General features: G+C 66.7%; 13 protein-coding genes. 11 read left to right on the plus strand and 2 right to left on the minus strand.

The window, feature by feature from the left end; genetic code table 11:
• The first annotated feature begins 415 nt into the window (after window positions 1-415).
• The 5 genes from AC6HZP_RS09040 to AC6HZP_RS09060 all read left to right on the plus strand — a co-directional run bounded on the left by AC6HZP_RS09040 (window position 416) and on the right by AC6HZP_RS09060 (window position 10,817).
• Window positions 416-6,559 (plus strand): hypothetical protein, encoded by a 6,144-nt coding sequence (locus AC6HZP_RS09040; RefSeq protein WP_497526286.1) that lies wholly within the window; start codon window positions 416-418, stop codon window positions 6,557-6,559.
• Between the two features lie 232 nt (window positions 6,560-6,791).
• The gene (locus AC6HZP_RS09045; RefSeq protein ID WP_201403243.1) at window positions 6,792-7,298 is read left to right on the plus strand and encodes an invasion associated locus B family protein; all 507 of its coding nucleotides are present in this window, start codon (window positions 6,792-6,794) and stop codon (window positions 7,296-7,298) included.
• Window positions 7,299-7,492: 194 nt separating this feature from the next.
• Window positions 7,493-8,119, plus strand: a complete 627-nt coding sequence (locus AC6HZP_RS09050; protein ID WP_497526287.1) for an invasion associated locus B family protein — start codon at window positions 7,493-7,495, stop codon at window positions 8,117-8,119.
• A gap of 158 nt (window positions 8,120-8,277) precedes the next feature.
• Window positions 8,278-9,579 carry a hypothetical protein gene (locus AC6HZP_RS09055; RefSeq protein WP_497526288.1) on the plus strand — a complete coding sequence of 434 codons (1,302 nt, stop codon included), beginning with the start codon at window positions 8,278-8,280 and terminating at the stop codon, window positions 9,577-9,579.
• Entirely contained in the window at window positions 9,579-10,817 is a 1,239-nt protein-coding gene (locus tag AC6HZP_RS09060) for a glycosyltransferase (RefSeq protein ID WP_497526289.1), read from the plus strand. The genes AC6HZP_RS09055 and AC6HZP_RS09060 overlap by 1 nt, the downstream gene beginning before the upstream one ends.
• Here the strand turns inward: AC6HZP_RS09060 and AC6HZP_RS09065 are convergent.
• On the minus strand, window positions 10,814-13,114 hold the full coding sequence (locus AC6HZP_RS09065; protein WP_497526290.1) for a putative bifunctional diguanylate cyclase/phosphodiesterase: 2,301 nt from the start codon (window positions 13,112-13,114) through the stop codon (window positions 10,814-10,816). The genes AC6HZP_RS09060 and AC6HZP_RS09065 overlap by 4 nt on opposite strands.
• Window positions 13,115-13,485: 371 nt before the next feature.
• The gene (locus AC6HZP_RS09070) at window positions 13,486-13,686 is read right to left on the minus strand and encodes a hypothetical protein (RefSeq protein ID WP_497526291.1); all 201 of its coding nucleotides are present in this window, start codon (window positions 13,684-13,686) and stop codon (window positions 13,486-13,488) included.
• 508 nt (window positions 13,687-14,194) lie between these two features.
• Here AC6HZP_RS09070 and xylB point away from each other — a divergent pair.
• From xylB to AC6HZP_RS09100, 6 genes are all read left to right on the plus strand, one after another.
• Window positions 14,195-15,664, plus strand: a complete 1,470-nt coding sequence (xylB, locus tag AC6HZP_RS09075; RefSeq protein ID WP_497526292.1) for a xylulokinase — start codon at window positions 14,195-14,197, stop codon at window positions 15,662-15,664.
• Between the two features lie 23 nt (window positions 15,665-15,687).
• Complete coding sequence (locus AC6HZP_RS09080) at window positions 15,688-15,951, plus strand: hypothetical protein (RefSeq protein ID WP_497526293.1); 264 nt, start codon at window positions 15,688-15,690, stop codon at window positions 15,949-15,951.
• 122 nt (window positions 15,952-16,073) lie between these two features.
• Window positions 16,074-16,337, plus strand: coding sequence for a hypothetical protein (locus AC6HZP_RS09085; protein WP_497526294.1), 264 nt, complete (start codon window positions 16,074-16,076; stop codon window positions 16,335-16,337).
• 87 nt (window positions 16,338-16,424) lie between these two features.
• Complete coding sequence (locus AC6HZP_RS09090; RefSeq protein ID WP_201404384.1) at window positions 16,425-17,423, plus strand: sugar ABC transporter substrate-binding protein; 999 nt, start codon at window positions 16,425-16,427, stop codon at window positions 17,421-17,423.
• A gap of 87 nt (window positions 17,424-17,510) precedes the next feature.
• A complete protein-coding gene (locus AC6HZP_RS09095) occupies window positions 17,511-18,629 on the plus strand; it encodes an ABC transporter permease (protein WP_201403252.1) in 1,119 nt (372 codons plus the stop codon).
• Window positions 18,626-19,462, plus strand: a complete 837-nt coding sequence (locus AC6HZP_RS09100; protein WP_497526295.1) for an ATP-binding cassette domain-containing protein — start codon at window positions 18,626-18,628, stop codon at window positions 19,460-19,462. Before AC6HZP_RS09095 ends, AC6HZP_RS09100 begins: the two co-directional genes overlap by 4 nt.
• Window position 19,463 lies beyond the last annotated feature (1 nt).

Raw genomic sequence — 19,463 nt, forward strand, 5'->3', positions numbered from 1 at the left:
TCTTCCGGAGCGGGACGGTGATTCGCCCGCGTCACGGGCCGACGTGCTTTCCCCAGGGGCACAACCAAGGAATGTGTGTCGTATGGGCAACAATCCAAAAAATCGAACCGCGCCCCACAACCGAAAATGCGCCATTTTTCCTCGATGCACGCATCGCGATCAATCGTATGGCTGACGAACGATATCTCGGACATGTAGTTCAAAATTCAAACTAAATGCTGATTTTTATACTCCTGCAGGTTGCATAAATCAGGAAGTCAACACGAGTTGAGTCCTTAAGGTTGTCTTATTCAACCTGCGGATGCTGTATCTGGACTCCGCCACCGAGCTCTGGCTCATATCTCAGCCATGTAAATGCGCCTGGCGGCTCGTGGGGCTGTCGCCGGCTATGGCTTGGATGAATCCGGGGGTCTGGATGTCGATTTCGAAATGGAACGCTGGCCGCAAGGCCTCGCTGCTGAGCTCAGCCTCCGGCGCGGTGCTGCTCGCAGGCATGGCGATGATGACGCCGCAGCAGGCGAGGGCGGCGTGTACGGCCAGTGGAAATGAATTTTTCGGCAATCGCACGATCACCTGCGCCACAGGTGTGCAGGCAGGTACTTCGGCTTCATCAGGGGTGGGAAGTATCACGACCAATATCAATGCGGGATCGGAGGTAAACTCGCCTATCACTGCCACCGCGACAATCGGCACTTTCACGTTCAACATGCTGGACCAATTCAGTTCTGTTGTTGGCGACGGGACCATGGTGAACGCCAGCTCCGGCGGCGCGCAGAACTGGACCATCAACGGCACGATTAAGAGTAACGATGGAAACGCGATCGTCGCTGGCTCTGCCTCGGGTACGCTCAACATGACGGTGGGCCCTTCGGGCCTTGTGAAGGCTCAGGACGACGCAATCTCGATCACGAAGGCTCTGGGTCAGACCAATGTAACCAACAGAGGAACGATTGACGCGGGTGGCATCGGTCTCAAGATTGCCGCCGGTCAATCGGTGACTATCAAGAATTCCGGGACAATTTCTGGCGACAAGACGGGCATCCAGGCGCTGTCTGGATTGGGCAATGTCGTAATAGGTGGTGAAACGGTCGGCGGCACCACCGTCTATGGCTCGGTGAAGTCCGCGGACGGAGTAGGTATTGTTGGCATTGCCGGTTTTGGCGTGGGCGCCAACTCTGGCGATGTAACGATCGATGCAGGCAAGGTTGAAGCGGGTGCGGGCGCGCTTGATCTTGCCAATATCGTCCCCGGGTTCGATCTCGGCACGATCATCGGCAACGCCACCGGCGTTGATCTGACCGCGGTTGGCATTAGCGGCGGCGTGATTGGCGTTGCCCTGACTGGCAAGGCGACGGTCAATCTTCATGACGATGTGACGGTCGCCAATGGCGGCCTGCTCGGCGCCGCCGCCTTCTCCGTCAACAAGGACGCCAGTGTCTCGCTCGATCCGACCGTCACGGTGAGCGGCGCCCAGATCGGCGCGGCGGCCGCGGCGTTCGCCGACGGCAATGCCACGGTCACCCTCGGTGAGGGAAGCACGGTCAATGCGGCGCTGATCGGCGCGGTCGGCGCCACCCTCGGCACGGGCAACGCCACGGTCACCCTCGGTCAGGGAAGCACGGTCAATGGGGGGCTGGTCGGCTTGGCCGGCGCCACCCTCGGCACGGGCAAGGTGATTGTCACCATCGACGAAAACGCTGAGGTCAACAGCGGCGGCATCGGCGTCGCGGGCCTCGCCCTGAATTCGTCGGTCGAGATCGACGTCAAGAAAGATGGCTCCATCAACGGCGGTGGCGGCGCCATCGTTCCGGTCGTCGTCTCCTATTCGAAGACCGGGACCACGATCAACAATGCGGGCGAGATCCGCGGCGCCGGCGGATCCAGTCAGATCGCCGTGGCGACGGCTGGCGGCCATCTTGACCTGAACAACACCGGCAAGGTTGTCGGCTCGGTGATCGCCTACACGACCGGCGACAATGCCGCCAACTTCATCCACAACAAGGCAGGCGGCATCTGGCAGACCTCGGGCCTCAGCGTCCTGGCGAGAGACGGGGCTGGCGACAATCGCATCCAGAATGACGGGACGGTCGATGCCTCCGGCAACGCCGTTGTCGCCATGGTCGCGGATGAGGGCAACAACGCCATCACCAACAACGGCGCCTTCAACGTCAATGTCGGCAAGCCGGCGACCCTGGCCAACACGTCGCTCTTCGCGCAGTACAGCCAGGGCGGCCAGAACACGATCACCAACAACGGCGCCATGGACCTTGGCGGCATCACCAATTTCGTCCAGTGGACCGACAAGGGCGGCAATCAGGTCACGAACACGCTCAACGGCACCATCGACGCCACCGGCCTGACGACCTTCACGCTCGGCACGGGCAAGGGGACGAACGAACTCGTCAATGACGGCGAGATCAACGGCGAAAACCTCGCCTTCACGCTGCTGAACGGCGGCGGCGACAACAAGGTGACGAATACCGGGGCACTGAACACCACCGGCTCCGCCGTATTCACGCTCGCCACCGACGCCGGCACGAACACCCTGACGAACACCGGCGACATCAAGATCGACGATGCGTCGGTGGTCACGCTGTTCGCGGCCAACGGCGTCAACGAGGTCGTCAACAAGGGCAGCTTCGTGACGGGCGATACGGCCGTGCTCACGCTCGGCGCGCTCGAGGGCTCGAACTCCGTGACGAACGTCGCCGGCGGGACGTTCCGCACTGGTGACGACGCGGTCTTCACGCTGGCGACCGGCGAAGGCGCGAATACTGTCAACAATGGCGGTCTCTTCGTGGCCGGGCAGGACGCCGTCTTCACGCTCGGCGCGGTCACGGGCCACAACCTGGTGACGAATGCCGCCAGCGGGACGTTCCGGACGGGCGACGATGCCGTGTTCACGCTGGCGACCGGCGACGGCACCAATACTGTCGGCAACGCCGGCAGCTTCGTGGCGGGTGACGACGCCGTGTTCACGCTGGGCGCGGTCAAGGGCTCCAACTTGGTGGCGAATGCCGCCAGCGGGACGTTCCGGACGGGTGGGGACGCGGTGTTCACGCTGGCTTCCGGGGAAGGTGCGAACTCGGTCAGCAACGACGGCCGCTTCGTGGTGGGCGACGACGCTGTGTTCACCCTTGGCGCGGTCACGGGCTTCAACTCGGTGACGAACGCCGCCGGCGCGACGTTCCGCACGGGCGACGACGCCGTGTTCTCGCTCGTGACAGGCGCCGGCGCGAACTCGGTCAGCAATGACGGTCGCTTCGTAGCGGGCAATGACGCTGTTTTCACCCTTGGCGCGGTCACAGGCTTCAACTCGGTGACGAACGCCGCCGGCGCGACGTTCCGCACGGGCGACGACGCCGTGTTCTCGCTCGTGACGGGGGCCGGCGCGAACCTGGTCAGCAATGACGGTCGCTTCGTAGCGGGCAATGACGCGGCGTTCACACTGGTGAACGGCGACGGCAACAACACCCTCAGCAACACCGGCCGCTTCTTCGCTGGGAACGACGCGATCTTCACGCTCGGCGCGGTCACTGGCCACAACTCTGTGACGAACCTCGCTAGCGGGACGTTCCGCACCGGCGACGACGCGGTGTTCTCGCTGGCGACGGGCGCCGGCAACAACCGAGTGGACAACGAAGGTCGCTTCGTGGCGGGCGACGACGCCGTGTTCACCCTGGCGACAGGCGACGGCATCAACACGGTCAGCAACGATGGTCGCTTCCGGGCGGGCAACGATGCTGTGTTCACACTCGCCGCCGTCAAGGGCGATAATGCCGTCTCGAACTTTGCCGGCGCGACATTCCGCACGGGCGACGACGCGATCTTCTCGCTGGCGACGGGCGCAGGCACCAACACGGTCAGCAACGCCGGTCGCTTCGTGGCGGGCGACGACGCGGTGTTCTCGCTGTTCGCAGGCGGTGGCGCCAATGCTGCCAATATCGTCAGCAACGATGGCGACTTCCTCGCCGGAAACGACGCGATCTTCACGCTCGGGGCCGTCAAGGGCTCGAACACGGTAACGAACAGCACGAATGGGACGTTCCGCACCGGCGACGACGCCGTGTTCACGCTGGTGAACGGCGACGGCACCAACACGGTCAGCAATGCCGGCGGCTTCGTGGCCGGCAATGACGCGGTGTTCACGCTCGCCGCGGTCAAGGGCGACAACACGGTGTCGAACCTCACCGGCGGGACGTTCCGCACCGGCGACGATGCCGTGTTCTCGCTGGCCACGGGTGATGGCATCAACACTGTCAGCAACGATGGTCGCTTCCGGGCGGGCAACGATGCGGTGTTCTCGCTGTTCGCAGGCGGTGGCGCCAATGCTGCCAATATCATCAGCAACGATGGCGACTTCCTCGCCGGACAGGACGCTGTCTTCACGCTCGGGGCCGTCAAGGGCTCGAACTCGGTAACGAACGGCCCGAATGGGACGTTCCGCACCGGCGATGACGCCGTGTTCACGCTGGTGAACGGGGACGGCACCAACACGGTCAGCAATGCAGGCGGCTTCGTGGCCGGCAATGACGCGGTGTTCTCGCTCGGCGCGCTCAAGGGCGACAACACAGTGTCGAACCTCGCCAGCGGGACGTTCCGCACGGGCGACGACGCGATCTTCTCGCTGGCGACGGGCGAGGGTGCCAATGCCGTCAGCAATGCCGGCGACTTCCTCGCCGGTGACGATGCCGTCTTCACGCTCGGCGCGATCAAGGGCGACAACAGCCTGACGAACAGCGGTCGTTTCGAGATTGGCGATACCTCGGCCTTCACGCTGGTGAGCGGCAAGGGCAACAACACCGTCGACAATTCCGGGACCTTCCTGGGCGGCGATACCACGGCGTTCACGCTCGGCACGCTGGACGGCGACAACAGCCTCCGGAACAGCGATACGTTCGAAGTCTCGGGAACGTCGGTGTTCACGCTCGGAACCGCGCTCGGCGACAATGAGGTCCTCAACACCGGCAACTTCAAGGCGACCGGCACGACGGTGTTCGCGCTCGGAACCGGGGCCGGCGACAGCCATGTCCGGAACGGCTCCGGGGGGAACTTCGACGTCAACGGCTTCACGGCGTTCAGTTTTGTCGGCGGCAGCAGCCTGGTCGAGAACGAGGGCACGTTCCGGTCGACCGGCCTGACGACGTTCACCGGCCTCGACAACTTCAACAATACCGGCCTGCTCAGCATGCAGAACGGCCTGGTCGGCCATGCGCCGATGCTCGCGCCGTACTATGGCTCGAACGTCGGCGACGTCACCTACATGTCCGGCAACTTCAACGCCGGCGCCGGCAGCAAGCTCGCGGTCGACGCCATCCTTGCCGGCCGCTACAACTCCGCCTCCGATCTCCTGATCGTCGGCGGCGACGTGACCGGCAAGACGGCTGTCCATGTCAACTTCGACCCGACCGTGAACGCCGAATACAATCCGGTCGGCACGCCGGTCGTCGGCGTCGTCCTCGGCAATGCGTCGAAGGACGCCTTCTACCTCGCCAACGGACCGATCGATCGCGGGCTCTTCACCTACGATCTCTTCCTCGACTCGCCCGGTCCCACGGCACCGCCCGGTTCCAACGCCTTCGTGCTGGCGAACTATGCCGACAGCAGCGCCTATGCGCTGGCCGAATTCGCCGGTCTCGCCGGGGGCATCTGGAACACGACGTCCGACAGCTGGATCGACCGTGCGGGCGACCTGCGCGTCAGCGCCCAGCAGACCACGGCCGACCCGACCAAGAAGTCGGGCATCTGGGCCCGCCTGATCGGCAATGGCGCCGAGCGCAGCACGGAAACGACGATCACGCCGTTCCAGAACCAGTCGGTGACGCTCGATACCGGCTATGACCAGACGCTCTGGGGCTTCCAGGGCGGTATCGACCACGAGTTCGAGGGCACGGTCGCCGACGGCGTCCTGATCGCCGGCGTGCTCGCGGGCTACGTGACCAGCAATGTCGACTTCAACAATGGCGACAACGTCCGGTTCTCGGGCCCGCAGGTCGGCGTCTATGCCAGCTGGGTCAAGGGTGGCGCGTATGTCGATGCCCTGATCAAGGGCGACTTCCTGAAGGCCGACTACGATATCGGCGGCGCCAGCGACAGCACCGACTCGACGACGATCGGCGGGCGGGTCGAGACCGGCTACCGCTTCTACACGGCGACCGGCATGTTCATCGAGCCGAACGCCAGCCTGGCCTACGCCCATACCCGGATCGACAACGTCACGATCCAGGGCACGCCGGTCAACTTCGACAATGGCGACGGCCTCGAGGGCAAGCTCGGCGCGCGGTTCGGCGGTTCGTCGCTGAAGGACGGCGTCAAGTACGACCCCTATGTCAGCATCGGCATCGCCGGCCAGCTCTTGAGCAACAACACGGTCTTCTTCGACAGCGGCCCGGGCCTCGTCGTCGAGGACGACGCGCCGGATGTCTTCGGCGAGATCGGCGCGGGCATCAACATCTTCTCGACGAAGAGCGGATGGACGGGCTTTGCCAAGGCGGACCTGCGCTTCGGCGACGACTATATCGGCGGCACCGGCAAGATCGGCGCCCGCTGGGCCTGGTAGTCTTCCGGTCCGGGACAAGAACAGGAACCGCCGGCCGCAAGGTCGGCGGTTCAGCCTTTTGCAGCGTCGGTCAAGGGTTCGTGCGGCACAGGTCCTGACGGGGTGCTCTGGCGAGCCGGCGGGATGGTTCCGCCGCCGGCCACCGGCGGGGATAGGGACCGCGACTTGCTTTCACCATCTTGCCGGGAGCACCGACTCCGGCGAAACTCCGCGAAATTTTCTGGGGGACTATATGACCAAGCATTTTGGGCGCGGGTTCGGGCCTGCGCTGGCCGGCGCGGCGCTGTTCTTCGCGGCGCCTTCTCTCGCGGTGGCGCAGGACGCCCCGGCGGCGCCGAGCTGGATCAGCACCTGCCAGGGCCCTGGCCGCGCCGCCGAGCTCGAATGCCAGATGGAGCAGCGCGCCGTCATTTCCGGCTCGGGCCAGCTCGTCGGTTCGATCACGGTGCGCGTCCCGTCGCAGACGCGCGCGCCGGTCCTGATGATCCGCGGGCCCCTCGGCCTGTCGCTGGCCGGCGGCGTCACCATCGACGTCGATGGCGCCAGCGGCGAAGTGCTGCCGCTGCAGACCTGCGACGCTGGCGGCTGCTATGCCGGCGCGCCGGTGAGCGACGCGCTTTTGGCCGCGATGTTCAAGGGCAAGGTCTTCAACGTCACGTTCCAGAACCTGAACAAGGAAGCGATCAAGCTGCCGATGTCGCTGGCCGGCTTCTCGGCGACTTACGGCAAGATCAAGTGATCGGCGGCCGCGGAAGCGGCCGGCAGGAACGACACCAAGAATGACGTGAAGTATGGCGCCAGGCATGGCGCCAAGAAGGACACCAAGAAGGACGCTCCCTGCTGAAGGGAGCGCGGCGGCGGGAGCGGGGGCACGCCGCCCGGGGAAGGCCGAATCCGGGCTTCCCGTTGCGATCCGCCGTGGGGGCAGGCGAGATGATCGAGGACGACTATGACGTCTATGACGAGGAGGAGCCGTCGGGGCGACGCTCCTGGCTCTGGGCTCTCGTCTTCGTGCTCGTCGTCGTGTTTTCCGCCACGGTCGGGATCGTCTGGAAGGACCAGCTGATCGACCCCGCCGTCGCCTGGGCGCAGACGGCCCTCGCGGCGGCGCACGGCGGGGGACCGGACGCTTCCGCGCCGGGCAAAAGCGTCGGCGCCTGGGGGCTTCACTGCGATGCCGGATCCGTCTGCGCGCTGGTCCAGTCCAGGCGGGACGAGGCCGGCCTCGACGCGACCTGGCGCATCGAGCGCGCCGGGGACGGCGAGATGCATGCGGTCTGGACCGTGCCGACCGGGGTGATGGTGCGGGCCGGCATGTCGCTCCATTTCGACGACAAGCAGCCGATCGACGTTCCCTATGATTCCTGCGGCGCGACCTCGTGCGAGGTTCGCGCCAAGCTGACGCCGGGCTTCGTCGACAGCATGCGCGCGGCGAAGGTCAGCGTCGTCCAGGTGACGCTGAAGCCGGGCGACAAGCCGGCTTTCACCTTCAGCCATGACGGCCTGGCGGAGGGGCTGGCCCTGCTGGCGTCGGGCCAGGCGGCTCGCCAGGGGGATTGAGGCCCAGGGGATTGACGTCCAAGGGAACGGACGCCCACTGAGATTGACCCTAGGGGATTGACGCCGGGCCCGCGTGTCGGCAGCCTGCTCCCACAGCTTCCGGTTGGGGTCGATCCGCCCGAAGCGTCGTGAAAATGGCGTGGCCGTGGCGGGTTCGGATGACCGGCGATCTGGCTTCCCTGTTTCGCATGCCCGTGCTTGCCGCGCTTGCGCTGCTCATGGCCAGCGATGCCTTGGGCGGGCCGCTGCGCTACGGGCTCTCGCAGCTCGGCCTGGTCGGCCTCTCCTATGCGCCCATCCTCGTGGCGACGGCCGTCGTCGTCGCCTATCTCGGCCTGCGCTTCGGCTCGCTTCGGGCCGATCCGGCGGCGATCGCTATTTTCACGGTATCCACCCTCTGGCTGTTCCATGCGCTCTGGCTCGGGCGGGCGCCGTTGCAGGCGGCGTTCGGGCTCTACACCTTCATGCCGCTCTTCCTCGGCATGCTGGTCGTCGCGGTCGGCGGACTGCCGGCGGCGCTCCGGATGGTTGGCGCGCTCTGGTGGATCGCCGTGCTCGGCGTCTTCGTCAGCGCCGTCGTCTGGTTCCCGTGGCACGGCCAGAGCTACGAGATCCTCGGCGTGAAGACCGTGTTCGCGCGCAGCTGGAGCGCCTTCGAGGTCGAGCGGCTGCCCGGCTTCTCGCGGGCGAGCTTCACGGCCGCCAACCAGATCGCGCTCGGCGGCGCGCTGCTGCTCGTCGGCCGGCTCGGACGGCCGGCCAAGGCGGCCGTGTGGATCGTCTCGCTCGCCGCCGTCTGGCTGACGACGTCGAAGGCGCCGTTGGTCGCGGTGTTGCTGACGCCGCTGTTCGTCGCCTTTTTTGATCATGCCGGCCGCCGGCCCGGCGCCTTCGAACGCCGCCAGGGATTGCTGGTCCTCCTGCTTGCGATTCTGATCGGCCTGCCCATCGCCGCGCTTCTCGGCCTGCGCCTGCCGCAATGGGGGAATGCCGGCTTCCTGTCGTTCGGCTCGCTCAATCTGCGCCTGGCCGACATGTGGCCGCGCGCCTTCGCGCTGCTCGATCCGCCCTGGCCGCGCCTGCTCCTTGGCCTCGGCTTCGGCGGCATCGGCGCCGGCCAGGCCTATTTCGATCCGGCCCGCTACAGCGCCGCCGACAATCTGTTCGTCTTTCTCTATGCGAGCTTCGGCATCGGCTCGGCCGTGTTCTTGCTCGCCTTCCTGCAGGGCAATCGCGCGCTCGCCGCCGCCGCCCCGGCGGTGTTCCGCAAGGTCTTCGTGCTGGCGGCGGTCCTCCTCGTCATCGGCATGATGTCGAATGTCGTCGAATCGATCTTGCCGGCCCTCCTGCTCGGCATGCTCGCGGGCAAGGCGCTGGATCCGTTCGCCGCCGCCGGTTTGACGGCGCCGGTGCGATCCTCCGGCGTCTCCGCGAGCCTCCCTGCGCCGGTCCGCGTCTGATGGCGATGCGGATCCTGCTGATCGCCGCGCTCTATCCGCCCAATGCGCGGGGAGGCGCGGAGAATTCGGCCGCCAATCTCGCCGCCTGGCTCGCGGGGCAGGGGCATGAGGTCGCCGTCCTGACCGGGGCTCGGCGCGAAGATGAGGTCCTCGACGGCGAGCTGGTGGGCGGCTTGCGGATCTGGCGGCTGCGCACCGCCCATCTCTATCCCGCCGTCGAGGCGCCGGACGCGCCGCTCTGGCAGAAGCCGATCTGGCACCTGCAGGATCATTTCGATCCGCGCAACCGCCGGCTCGTCGCGCGCGTGCTCGACGCCTTCCGGCCGGATTTCGTCGGCGTCCATATCATTCAGGGGATCGGCTATGCCGCACTTGCCGAGATCGCCGACCGCGACCTGCCGACGCTCGTCATGCTGCACGATCTCGGTCTCGCCTGCATCCGGATGTCGATGTTCCGTCGCGGTGAGAATTGCCGCCGCCAATGCGTCGGGTGCCGGCTCTCGGCGCGCTACAAGCTATCGCTCATCCGCCGTTTCCGGCGCGTCGGGTTCAACTCGCCGTCTGAGGCCAATCTGGCGGCGCTCGCGGATTTCTTCCCGGTGTCCGAGTATCCGCACGCCAGCATTCCGAACCCGAACCACTACCTGCCGCCCACGGTGGCGCGCACCGGGGCGGACCGGGTGCGGCTGCTCTATGTCGGCCGCCTGCATCCGAGCAAGGGCGTCGAGATCCTGCTCGACGCCGCGGCGGCGCTGGCGCGCTCGCACCGTTTCCAGCTCGCGATCGTCGGCGGCGGCGTGGAGGAGGCGAGGCTGAGGGCCCGCTATCCGGGCGCGGCGTGGCTGCGCTTTCACGGCCAGGTTTCCGAGACGGAGGTCGCCGACCACATGCAGAACGCCGATCTTCTCTGCGTCCCCTCCGTCTGGCGGGAGAACTGGCCGGGCGTCGTCGTGCGGGCGCAGAGCCTCGGCCTGCCGGTGCTCGGCAGCCGGATCGGCGGCATTCCAGAGCTGGTCGAACCCGGGGTCACCGGCGATCTGGCGGCGCCGGGCGATCGGCGGGACTGGGAACAGGCGCTCGGCCGGATTCTCGTCGAGCCGGCACAACTCTTGGCGTGGCGGCGGAACGCGGAAGCGACGCGGGACCGGTTCGACCAGGACGCGCTCGGCGAGCGGATGGTCGCCTTCATGCAGGCGATTGCCGCCGGGTCCGACTGCCGACCGGGGACGGAAAGCTAGGCGACCCGCCAGCGTCGCGACGAGACGGAATCGACGAAGTCGGTAACGAAGCCCGGCACGTCTTCCGCCGCCATCGGCTGGGCGATCAGATAGCCCTGGATGATCGGGCAACCGAGCGCGCGCACGGCGTCGAGCTGGGCCCGCGTCTCGACGCCCTCGGCGATGATCTCGAGTTCCAGCGCCGCGGCGAGCTCGATGATCGAGCGGACGATCGCGTTGGTCTTCGGGTCGTGCTCGAGGTCGGTGACGAAGGACCGGTCGATCTTGAGGCTGTTGACGGGCAGGGCGCGCAGATGGCTGAGCGAGGCGTAGCCCGTGCCGAAATCGTCGAGCGCGATCGAGAAGCCGAGCCGGCGCAGTTCGTGCAGCGTCGCCTCGATGCGTTCGGCGTCGCGCGACAGGATGGTCGTCTCCGTCACCTCGATGCCGAGCTGGTCGCTGTCCAGCCCGTGCCGGCGCAGCTGCGCCACCAGATCGTCGGCGAAGCCGGGATTGCGCAGATCGAACGCCGTGACGTTCATGTTGGTCCGGATCGCCAGGCCCTGGCTGCGCCAGTTGGCCAGATCCTCCAGCACGCGACCGAGCATCATCTTGGTCATCGCCTGCGCGATGTCGGGCTCGTCGAAGGTCTCGGCGAAGGCGGCGGGCGCCAGCATGCCGCGTTCCGGGTGCTGCCAGCGGGCCAGCGCCTCGAAGCCGGCCAGCCCGCCCGTGCGAATGTCGACCAGCGGCTGGTACACCGGCATGATCTGCCCGGCATCGAGCGCCAGGCGCAGCGCCTTCAACAGGCCGTAGCGGCGCTCGGCGTCGTCGCGCATCGACGGCTCGAAGAACACCGTGCGGCCGCGGCCGGCGCGCTTGGCGCGGTAGACGGCGATGTCGGCATCCGCCATCAGCTCGCCGAAGGTGCGGCCGTCGGCCGGGAAGATGGCGATGCCGGCGCTCAGACTGATCGGCACGTCCTGGCCCTTGACCGAGAACGGGCGGGCGACGGCCACCATCATGCGCCGCACGGCGGTGGCGGCGTCCTCGATGTCGTGCGCGTTGGTCAGCACGACGGCGAACTCGTCGCCGCCGAGCCGGCCGATGACGTCCGATTTGCGGATGGTGCTGCGCAGGCGGCTCGAGATTTCGCGCAACACCATGTCGCCGGCGTCGTGGCCGAGGCTATCGTTGATGTCCTTGAAATGGTCGAGATCGATGATGCAGAGCGCGGCGCGGCGGCGGGCCCGCTTCATCTGCTTCAGCTTCTCCTCGAAGCGCAGCTCGAAGAAGCTGCGGTTCGGCAGGCTGGTCAGGCTGTCGTGATGGGCGAGATGCACCAGTTCCGCCTCGAGGGCGCGATTGCGGGTGATCTCGTCGCGCAGTTCCTGCGTGGTGCGTTCGAGCGACTCGTAGCTCGCCATCAGATCGATGGCGCGCGCCTCCAGCATCTCGTTCGCCTTGATCAGGTCCTGATGCTGCTGGTTGATGGCGCGGGCGGCCGCCAGCGTCGGTCCGATGTCGACGTCGGTGATGGTGAGCCCTTCGCCATGCGGCGCCAGCCGCAGCTGCCGGTCCACCAGCTTGCCGTCCTGCGGATAGCTGGCGTCGAAGACGTCGGAGATCTGGCTCTCGACGGCGCGCACGAAACGGGCGAGCAGGCCTTTTTCCTGGGCAAACGGCCAGATCTCGCGGATCGACCTGCCGATCAGCAATTCCGGCGTCGCATTGAGCCGCCGCGCGGATTCGGCGTTGGCCGCCAGGACCCCGAAATCCTCGATCGCGCCGCTGGCATCGCGGAAGGCATGGATGACGGTGATGGCGTCGGCGCTGACGTTGAACACCGAGCGCAGGATGTTGGTGGCGTCCTCGCGGGGGCGGATATAGCAGAGGAGGCAGGGCGTGCCCCGGTCCTGGACGGGAAGGATCAGCCGCTCGGTGATGCCGACCGCGCCGAAGCCGACCTTGTTGTGCAGGCCGAGGCCCGGCCGGCCGCTCCGCAGCACGTCGACATAGACGGGGCGGAACGAGATCGCGCCGGGATTGGTCAGCGCCTCCAGCGCCTTGCCGGTGGGGTCGTGGCCGAACAGCGCCAGCACGCGGCTGCCGACATGCGCGTAGACGAGCGCGTCGCCATCGGCGCGCAGCAACAGCGTGCGCTCGCCCAGCGGACCCGTGAGCCAGTCGGCGAAATGCGTGAGCTCCGGCAGCGCGCCGTCCTTCGCCTGGAGCCACAATGCATGCAGATCCCGAACGTCGCTGAAGTCGGTCGTTTGCTCGATGTCGTCTGAACGGACGTCAATGTAGTTCGTCAAACGGGACGCTTTCCTGAGGACCACACCGGCGACGAAACTATAGGGCCCTGCCTTTACAAGCGATTAAGTGAAGATCCCGCCCAATTCAATCAATGGGTGCAAGGCTAAGGGACCCTGACAGACTGCGTTGCAAATCTCCCGATCGGCCTCAGGCTCAGGCTGGCCGCCGCCCCGACCTCGCGCCGCGAGGAACGCCTTGCGCGCGTCGTTCCGAGATAAACGGAGGTTGGCGACCGAAACCCTCGCCCGCGAGCGGGAGAGGGCAGGGCGAGGGGGAGTGCGTCTCGAAGGGCGGAGGGTGGCAGCAGCGTCCAGCGCCCTCCGCATTGCCTTAGGGCCCGCGCGCCTGACATCGGCGCGCGGATCCAATATCAGGACGCGCGCGCCAGTTGCGTCGCGGGATGGCGGCGGATCTTGCGCGCGGCGCGCTCCGCGGCGATCACATCCGTGAAGATCTGGCCTTCGAGCGTCGCGAAGGCGCCCTCCAGCGCGTGAAATGCGAAGCTCCTGCCGGACCGGATCAGGATGCCGGCCGCCTCGTCGTCGATCTCGATAATGTAGTTGTCGAACACCGAAGTTCTCCTTTCGCCGCCGAAACCTGCCATGCAAGCTTCAGGCCGCGATCGATCATGTCTCTTTTCGAGAGCCATCCGGACACCGCCCGGCGACCCTCAATGTCGAAATTCAGCCAGAGTTCCGACAGCGGCGACACATCATCATTCGGCGGAGGGGATGACGCAGGGTTGCTGTTGTTTTCGGCATCGAAGATCTCCTCATCGAAATCCAGAGCCACGAACCCGTCGTGACGCTTTAGCGTTTGGTGTCGCGGCGCAAGCTGCTTTTCAAATCACCGCGGCATCGCGTGGATGCGATGCTCATATGGGGCCGAACGGCGCCTTCCTACCAGTCATGCATTTCCTTTTTTTGACACTCGTCGAGGAGGATGTTGCGGGCTTTTCCGCAATGGCGAAAGTCGGGGGAAATTCACGCCTGTGCGCTGTGCGAGGAACGGCGCGAGGAACGGATTGACAAGTCGGGTCGCTTGCAACGTTCTTGAGCCCTGCACGGGAGCGAGCGCACATGACTTATATCGGCATCGACATCGGCACATCGGCAGTGAAGGCGCTGCTCGTCGACGAGAACCAGGCGGTGCTCGCCGAGACGGATGTCCCGCTGCCGATTTCCCGGCCGCATCCGCTCTGGTCGGAGCAGGATCCGGAGGATTGGTGGCGCGCCACCGAGAGCGCGCTCGGCGCGCTCCGGGCCAAGGCTCCGGCCGCGTTCGAGGCGACCGTCGCCATCGGCCTCTCCGGCCAGATGCATGGCGCCGTGCTGCTCGATCAGGCAGGTCGGATCCTGCGCCCGGCCATCCTCTGGAACGACGGCCGCAGCCATGCCGAATGCGCGCAGCTCGAACACCGGCTCCCCGATCTCGGCCGCATCGCCGGCGTGCCCGCCATGCCGGGCTTCACCGCGCCGAAGCTGCTCTGGGTCGCGCGGCACGAGCCGGAGATCTTCGCCAGCATCGCGCATGTGCTGCTCCCGAAGGATTATGTCCGCTTCCGCCTGACCGGCACCTATGTCTCGGAAATGTCGGACGCCGCCGGCACGCTCTGGCTCGACGAGGCGGAGCGCCGCTGGTCGCCGGAAGTGATGAGCGCGACGGGGCTCGATCCCGCCGTGATGCCGAGGCTGGTCGAGGGCTCCGACGTCTCCGGCGCCGTGGCCGCGCCTGTCGCGGCGGCGCTCGGCCTGAAGCCGGGCGTGATCGTCGCGGGCGGCGCGGGTGACGCGGCCGCCGGCGGCGTCGGCATCGGCGCCATCGACGAGGGCGACGCCTTCATCTCGCTCGGCACGTCGGGGCAATATTTCGTCGTCAACGAGACCTATCGCCCGCATCCGGCCGCCTATGTCCACGCCTTCGCGCATGCTTTGCCGGGGCGCTGGTTCCAGATGGCGGCGATGCTGAACGGCGCCAGCGCGCTCGCCTGGGTGGCACAGCTGGTCGGCGAGGCGGATATCGGCAAGCTGCTCGCCCGCGTCGAGGCCGAGCCGGTCCGGAACAGCGACCTCCTGTTCCTGCCCTATCTCGCCGGCGAGCGCACGCCGCACAACGATCCCTATGCGCGCGGCGTCTTCTTCGGCCTGACGCCCGCGACGCAGACGACCGACCTGGTCCGCGCTGTGCTGGAGGGCGTCGCCTTCTCCTTCGCCGACGCGCAGGCGGCGCTGGCCGCCGCCGGCACGCGCCCGACGCGGATGGCGGTCATCGGCGGCGGCGCCAGGAGCCCGCTCTGGATCAAGATGTTCGCCGACGTGCTCGGCGTGCAGATCGTGCTCAACGAGGGCGGCGCCAAGGGACCCGCCTTCGGCGCGGCCAGGCTCGCCATCCTCGCCGCGACGGGCGGACAGCCGGCACGCATCTGCACGGCGCCGCCGATCCGCGCGACGATCGATCCGGACCCGGCCGAGACCGCCCGCTACGCCGAGAAGATCGAGCGCTTCCGCCGGCTCTATACCGTGCTCAAGCCCGAGTTCGCGCGGCGCTGACAAACGCGGCGCTTGAAGCGCCGGTGCGCGCCTTCGGCCTTTTGCTGCAGTTCGTCTCCGGCGGCGTGCTGCTCTCGGCCGAGGCGAGCGCGCTGGTCCGCAATCCCGCCTTCCAGCTCAAGATGGCGATGCTTCTGATCGGCCTCGTCAATGTCGCGGCGTTTCACGGCTTCGTCGCCGTCGATCTCCGGCGCGGCGATCTCGGACGGGCGCGCCCGTTCGCGGCGCTCTCGCTCGCCGTCTGGGTGGTCGTGCTGCTCGCTGGCCGCGCCATCGCCTATCTCTGATGCACCCCTCTGCCGCAGCGCGGTGACGAATCCATATTGACTTAAAGGAAGCTGCGTCGACTAACTGCATCAAAACAAGTTAATCGAGCGGCTGAAAAGCAGCCCGCCGCAGGGAGGCAGGATTGGAGAGGCCCGGCACGGGTCGTGGAAGTAATTCCGCGCAACTTCGCCGCTATTGGGAGTGTCTCGTCCTGCATAGGTTGCGCCGCGCGGGCGAAGCCTGCAAGGCTGACCTTGCCCACGCCGCCGATCTGACCAGCACCGCCATCGGCGCCATCATCCGCAAGATGTTCTTCAATGTCTCGTCCCGCGCCTCGATCGCAATGCGCGGCGACGACAGGGAGCTCGATACCGGCGGAACCCTCGGTTTCGCCGGCCTCGCCTAGCATTCTCGGGAGGAGACCGGGAGCGTCGCGGAGAGACTGGTCGCTTCGCGGACGAGAACAAGAAACGACCAGGGAGGAACGGACATGCTGAAGAAACTTCTGCTTGCCGGCGGCATTCTGGCGCTGAGCGCGGCGCCGGTTCTGGCTGACGAGGTCATCGGCCTGATCACCAAGACCGAAACCAACCCCTTCTTCGTCAAGATGCGCGAGGGCGCCCAGGCGAAGGCCAAGGAGCTCGGCGTCACGCTGATCACCGCCGCCGGCAAGTATGACGGCGACAATGACGGTCAGGTCGCGGCGATCGAGAATTTGATCGCGGCCGGCGCCAAGGGCTTCGCCATCGTTCCCTCGGATTCGAAGGCGATCGTGCCGACGATCCAGAAGGCGCGCGACGCGGGCCTCAAGGTGATCGTGCTCGATACGCCGCTCGATCCGATGAACGCGGCCGACGCCACCTTCGCCACCGACAACCGCAAGGCCGGCCAGCTGATCGGCCAGTGGGCCAAGGGCACGCTCGGCGACAAGGCCAAGGACGCGAAGATCGTCTTCCTCGACCTCGCCACCAACCAGCCGACCGTCGACTTCCTGCGCGACCAGGGCTTCATGCAGGGCTTCGGCATCGACGTGAAGGATCCGAACAAGTACGGCGACGAGGACGATCCGCGCATCTGCACGCATGAAATCAGCCAGGGCGACCAGGAGAAGGGCCGCACGGCGATGGAGAACGCGCTGCAGAAATGCCCGGACGTGAACGTCGTCTACACGATCAACGAGCCGGCGGCGGCCGGCGCGTGGGAAGCGTTGAAGGCGGTCGGCAAGGATGACGGCAGCGTGCTGCTCGTCTCGATCGACGGCGGCTGCCCGGGCGTCAAGAACGTCCAGGCCGGCACCCTCGGCGCCACCTCGCAGCAATATCCGCTGAAGATGGCGGCAATGGCGCTCGAGGCGATCCATGCCGGCAAGATCCCGGAGATCGACCCGAAGGCCGGCTTCCTCGACACCGGCGCGCAGCTGATCACCGCCAAGCCGGTCGACGGCGTTCCGTCGATCACCGTCGAGGAGGGCCTCAAGCTCTGCTGGGGCTGAGACTTTCGCGCCGCGCAAGCGGCTGTCGTCGTAAGACGTGGGGGCGCTTCGGCGCTCCCACGATGAGGCGTCGGGGAGGATGGCCTTATGAGTGACAATGCAACGGGCTCGGCCGCGGCGGAGAGCGGATTGACCGAATCCGCCCCGGTCGGTGTTGCGACCTTCGACGAGATGGACCGCGGCCCGATCCGGCGCGCGCAGGAGTTCCTGCACCGGTTTCCGACCAGCATCCCCTTCATCGTGCTCTTGATCGGCATCGTGATCTTCTCGTTCGCCGCGCCCGGCAAGTTCCTGTCGGCGTTCAATTTCTCGCTGATCCTGCAGCAGGTGACGATCATCGCGATTCTCGGCGTCGCGCAGACGCTGGTGATCCTGACCGCCGGCATCGACTTGTCCGTCGGCGTGATCATGATCCTCGCCTCGGTGGTGATGGGGCGCACGGCGGTCGTCTATGGCGTGCCGGTCGAGATCGCCTTTCCGCTGGGGCTGTTGGTCGGCTTCGCCTGCGGCATGGTCAACGGGCTGATCGTCACCAAGCTGCGGCTGCCACCCTTCATCGTCACGCTCGGCACCTGGAGCATCTTCGGCGCGCTCAACGTCTGGTATTCGAAGAGCGAGACGATCCGCCAGGCCGACATGCAGGAAACCGCGCCCTTCCTGCAATGGACCGGCACGATCCTCCGGCCCTACAATTTCTTCGCCGAGATGGGCCTCGACTGGACCTTCCTGAAGGGCTGGGTGCTGAACTACGGCTCGATCGTGATGCTGCTGGTCGCGGCGGTCATCTGGTACGTGCTGAACAAGACGGCGTTCGGCCGCCACGTCTACGCGGCGGGCGACGATCCCGACGCGGCGCGCCTCGCCGGCATCAATACCGATCGCACGCTGATCGCCGTCTATGCGCTGGCCGGTTTCATCTGCGCCATCGCCGCCTGGGTGCTGATCGGCCGCATCGGCGGCGTCAGCCCGCAGGCCGGCCAGACCGCCAATCTCGATTCGATCACCGCCGTGGTGATCGGCGGCACCAGCCTGTTCGGCGGGCGCGGCTCGATCATCGGCACGCTGGTGGGCGCGCTGATCGTCGGCGTCTTCCGCAACGGCCTGGCCCTCTCCGGCCTCGAGCTGCTCTGGCAGGACTTCGCCGTCGGCGTGCTGATCATCGTCGCCGTCACCATCGACCAGTGGATCCGGAAGATTTCGTCATGACCCTTGAACCTGGAACGGGCTCCGCGCCCGATACGGTCGTCGCGGCGCCGGCGGAGGCCGTGCCCGCGCTCCGGGCCCGCGCGCTCAACAAGCGCTACGGCCGGGTCGTGGCGCTCGACAATGCCGATTTCGACCTGATGCCGAACGAGATCCTCGCCGTCATCGGCGACAACGGCGCCGGCAAGTCGACGCTGATCAAGGCGCTGACCGGCGCCGTGGCGCCCGACCATGGCGAGATCTGGCTGAACGGCCAGCCGGTCGCGTTCAAGAGCCCGATCGAGGCGCGTAACCTCGGCATCGAGACCGTGTACCAGAACCTCGCTTTGTCGCCGGCGCTGTCGATCGCCGACAACATGTTCCTCGGCCGCGAGAAGCGGCGCGAGGACTTCTTCGGCCGGATGTTTCGCACCCTCGACAGCGCCTACATGCAGAAGATGGCGCGGCAGAAGCTGACCGAGCTCGGCCTCTTGACGATCCAGAACATCAACCAGCCGGTCGAGACGCTGTCGGGCGGCCAGCGCCAGGGCGTCGCCGTGGCGCGCGCCGCCGCCTTCGGCAGCCGGGTCGTCATCATGGACGAGCCGACGGCGGCGCTCGGCGTCAAGGAATCGCGAAAAGTGCTGGAGACGATCCTGCGCCTGAAGGAGCGGGGGCTGCCGATCGTCCTGATCAGCCACAACATGCCGCATGTGTTCGAGGTGGCCGACCGCATCCACATCCATCGCCTCGGCAAGCGCATCGCGGTGATCAATCCGAAGCGCCACACCATGTCGGATGCCGTCGCCATTATGACGGGGGCGATGGCGCCACCGGCGGACGAGGTGCCCGCCTAGA

The sequence above is a fragment of the Kaistia sp. SLG-1 genome (assembly GCF_059699055.1).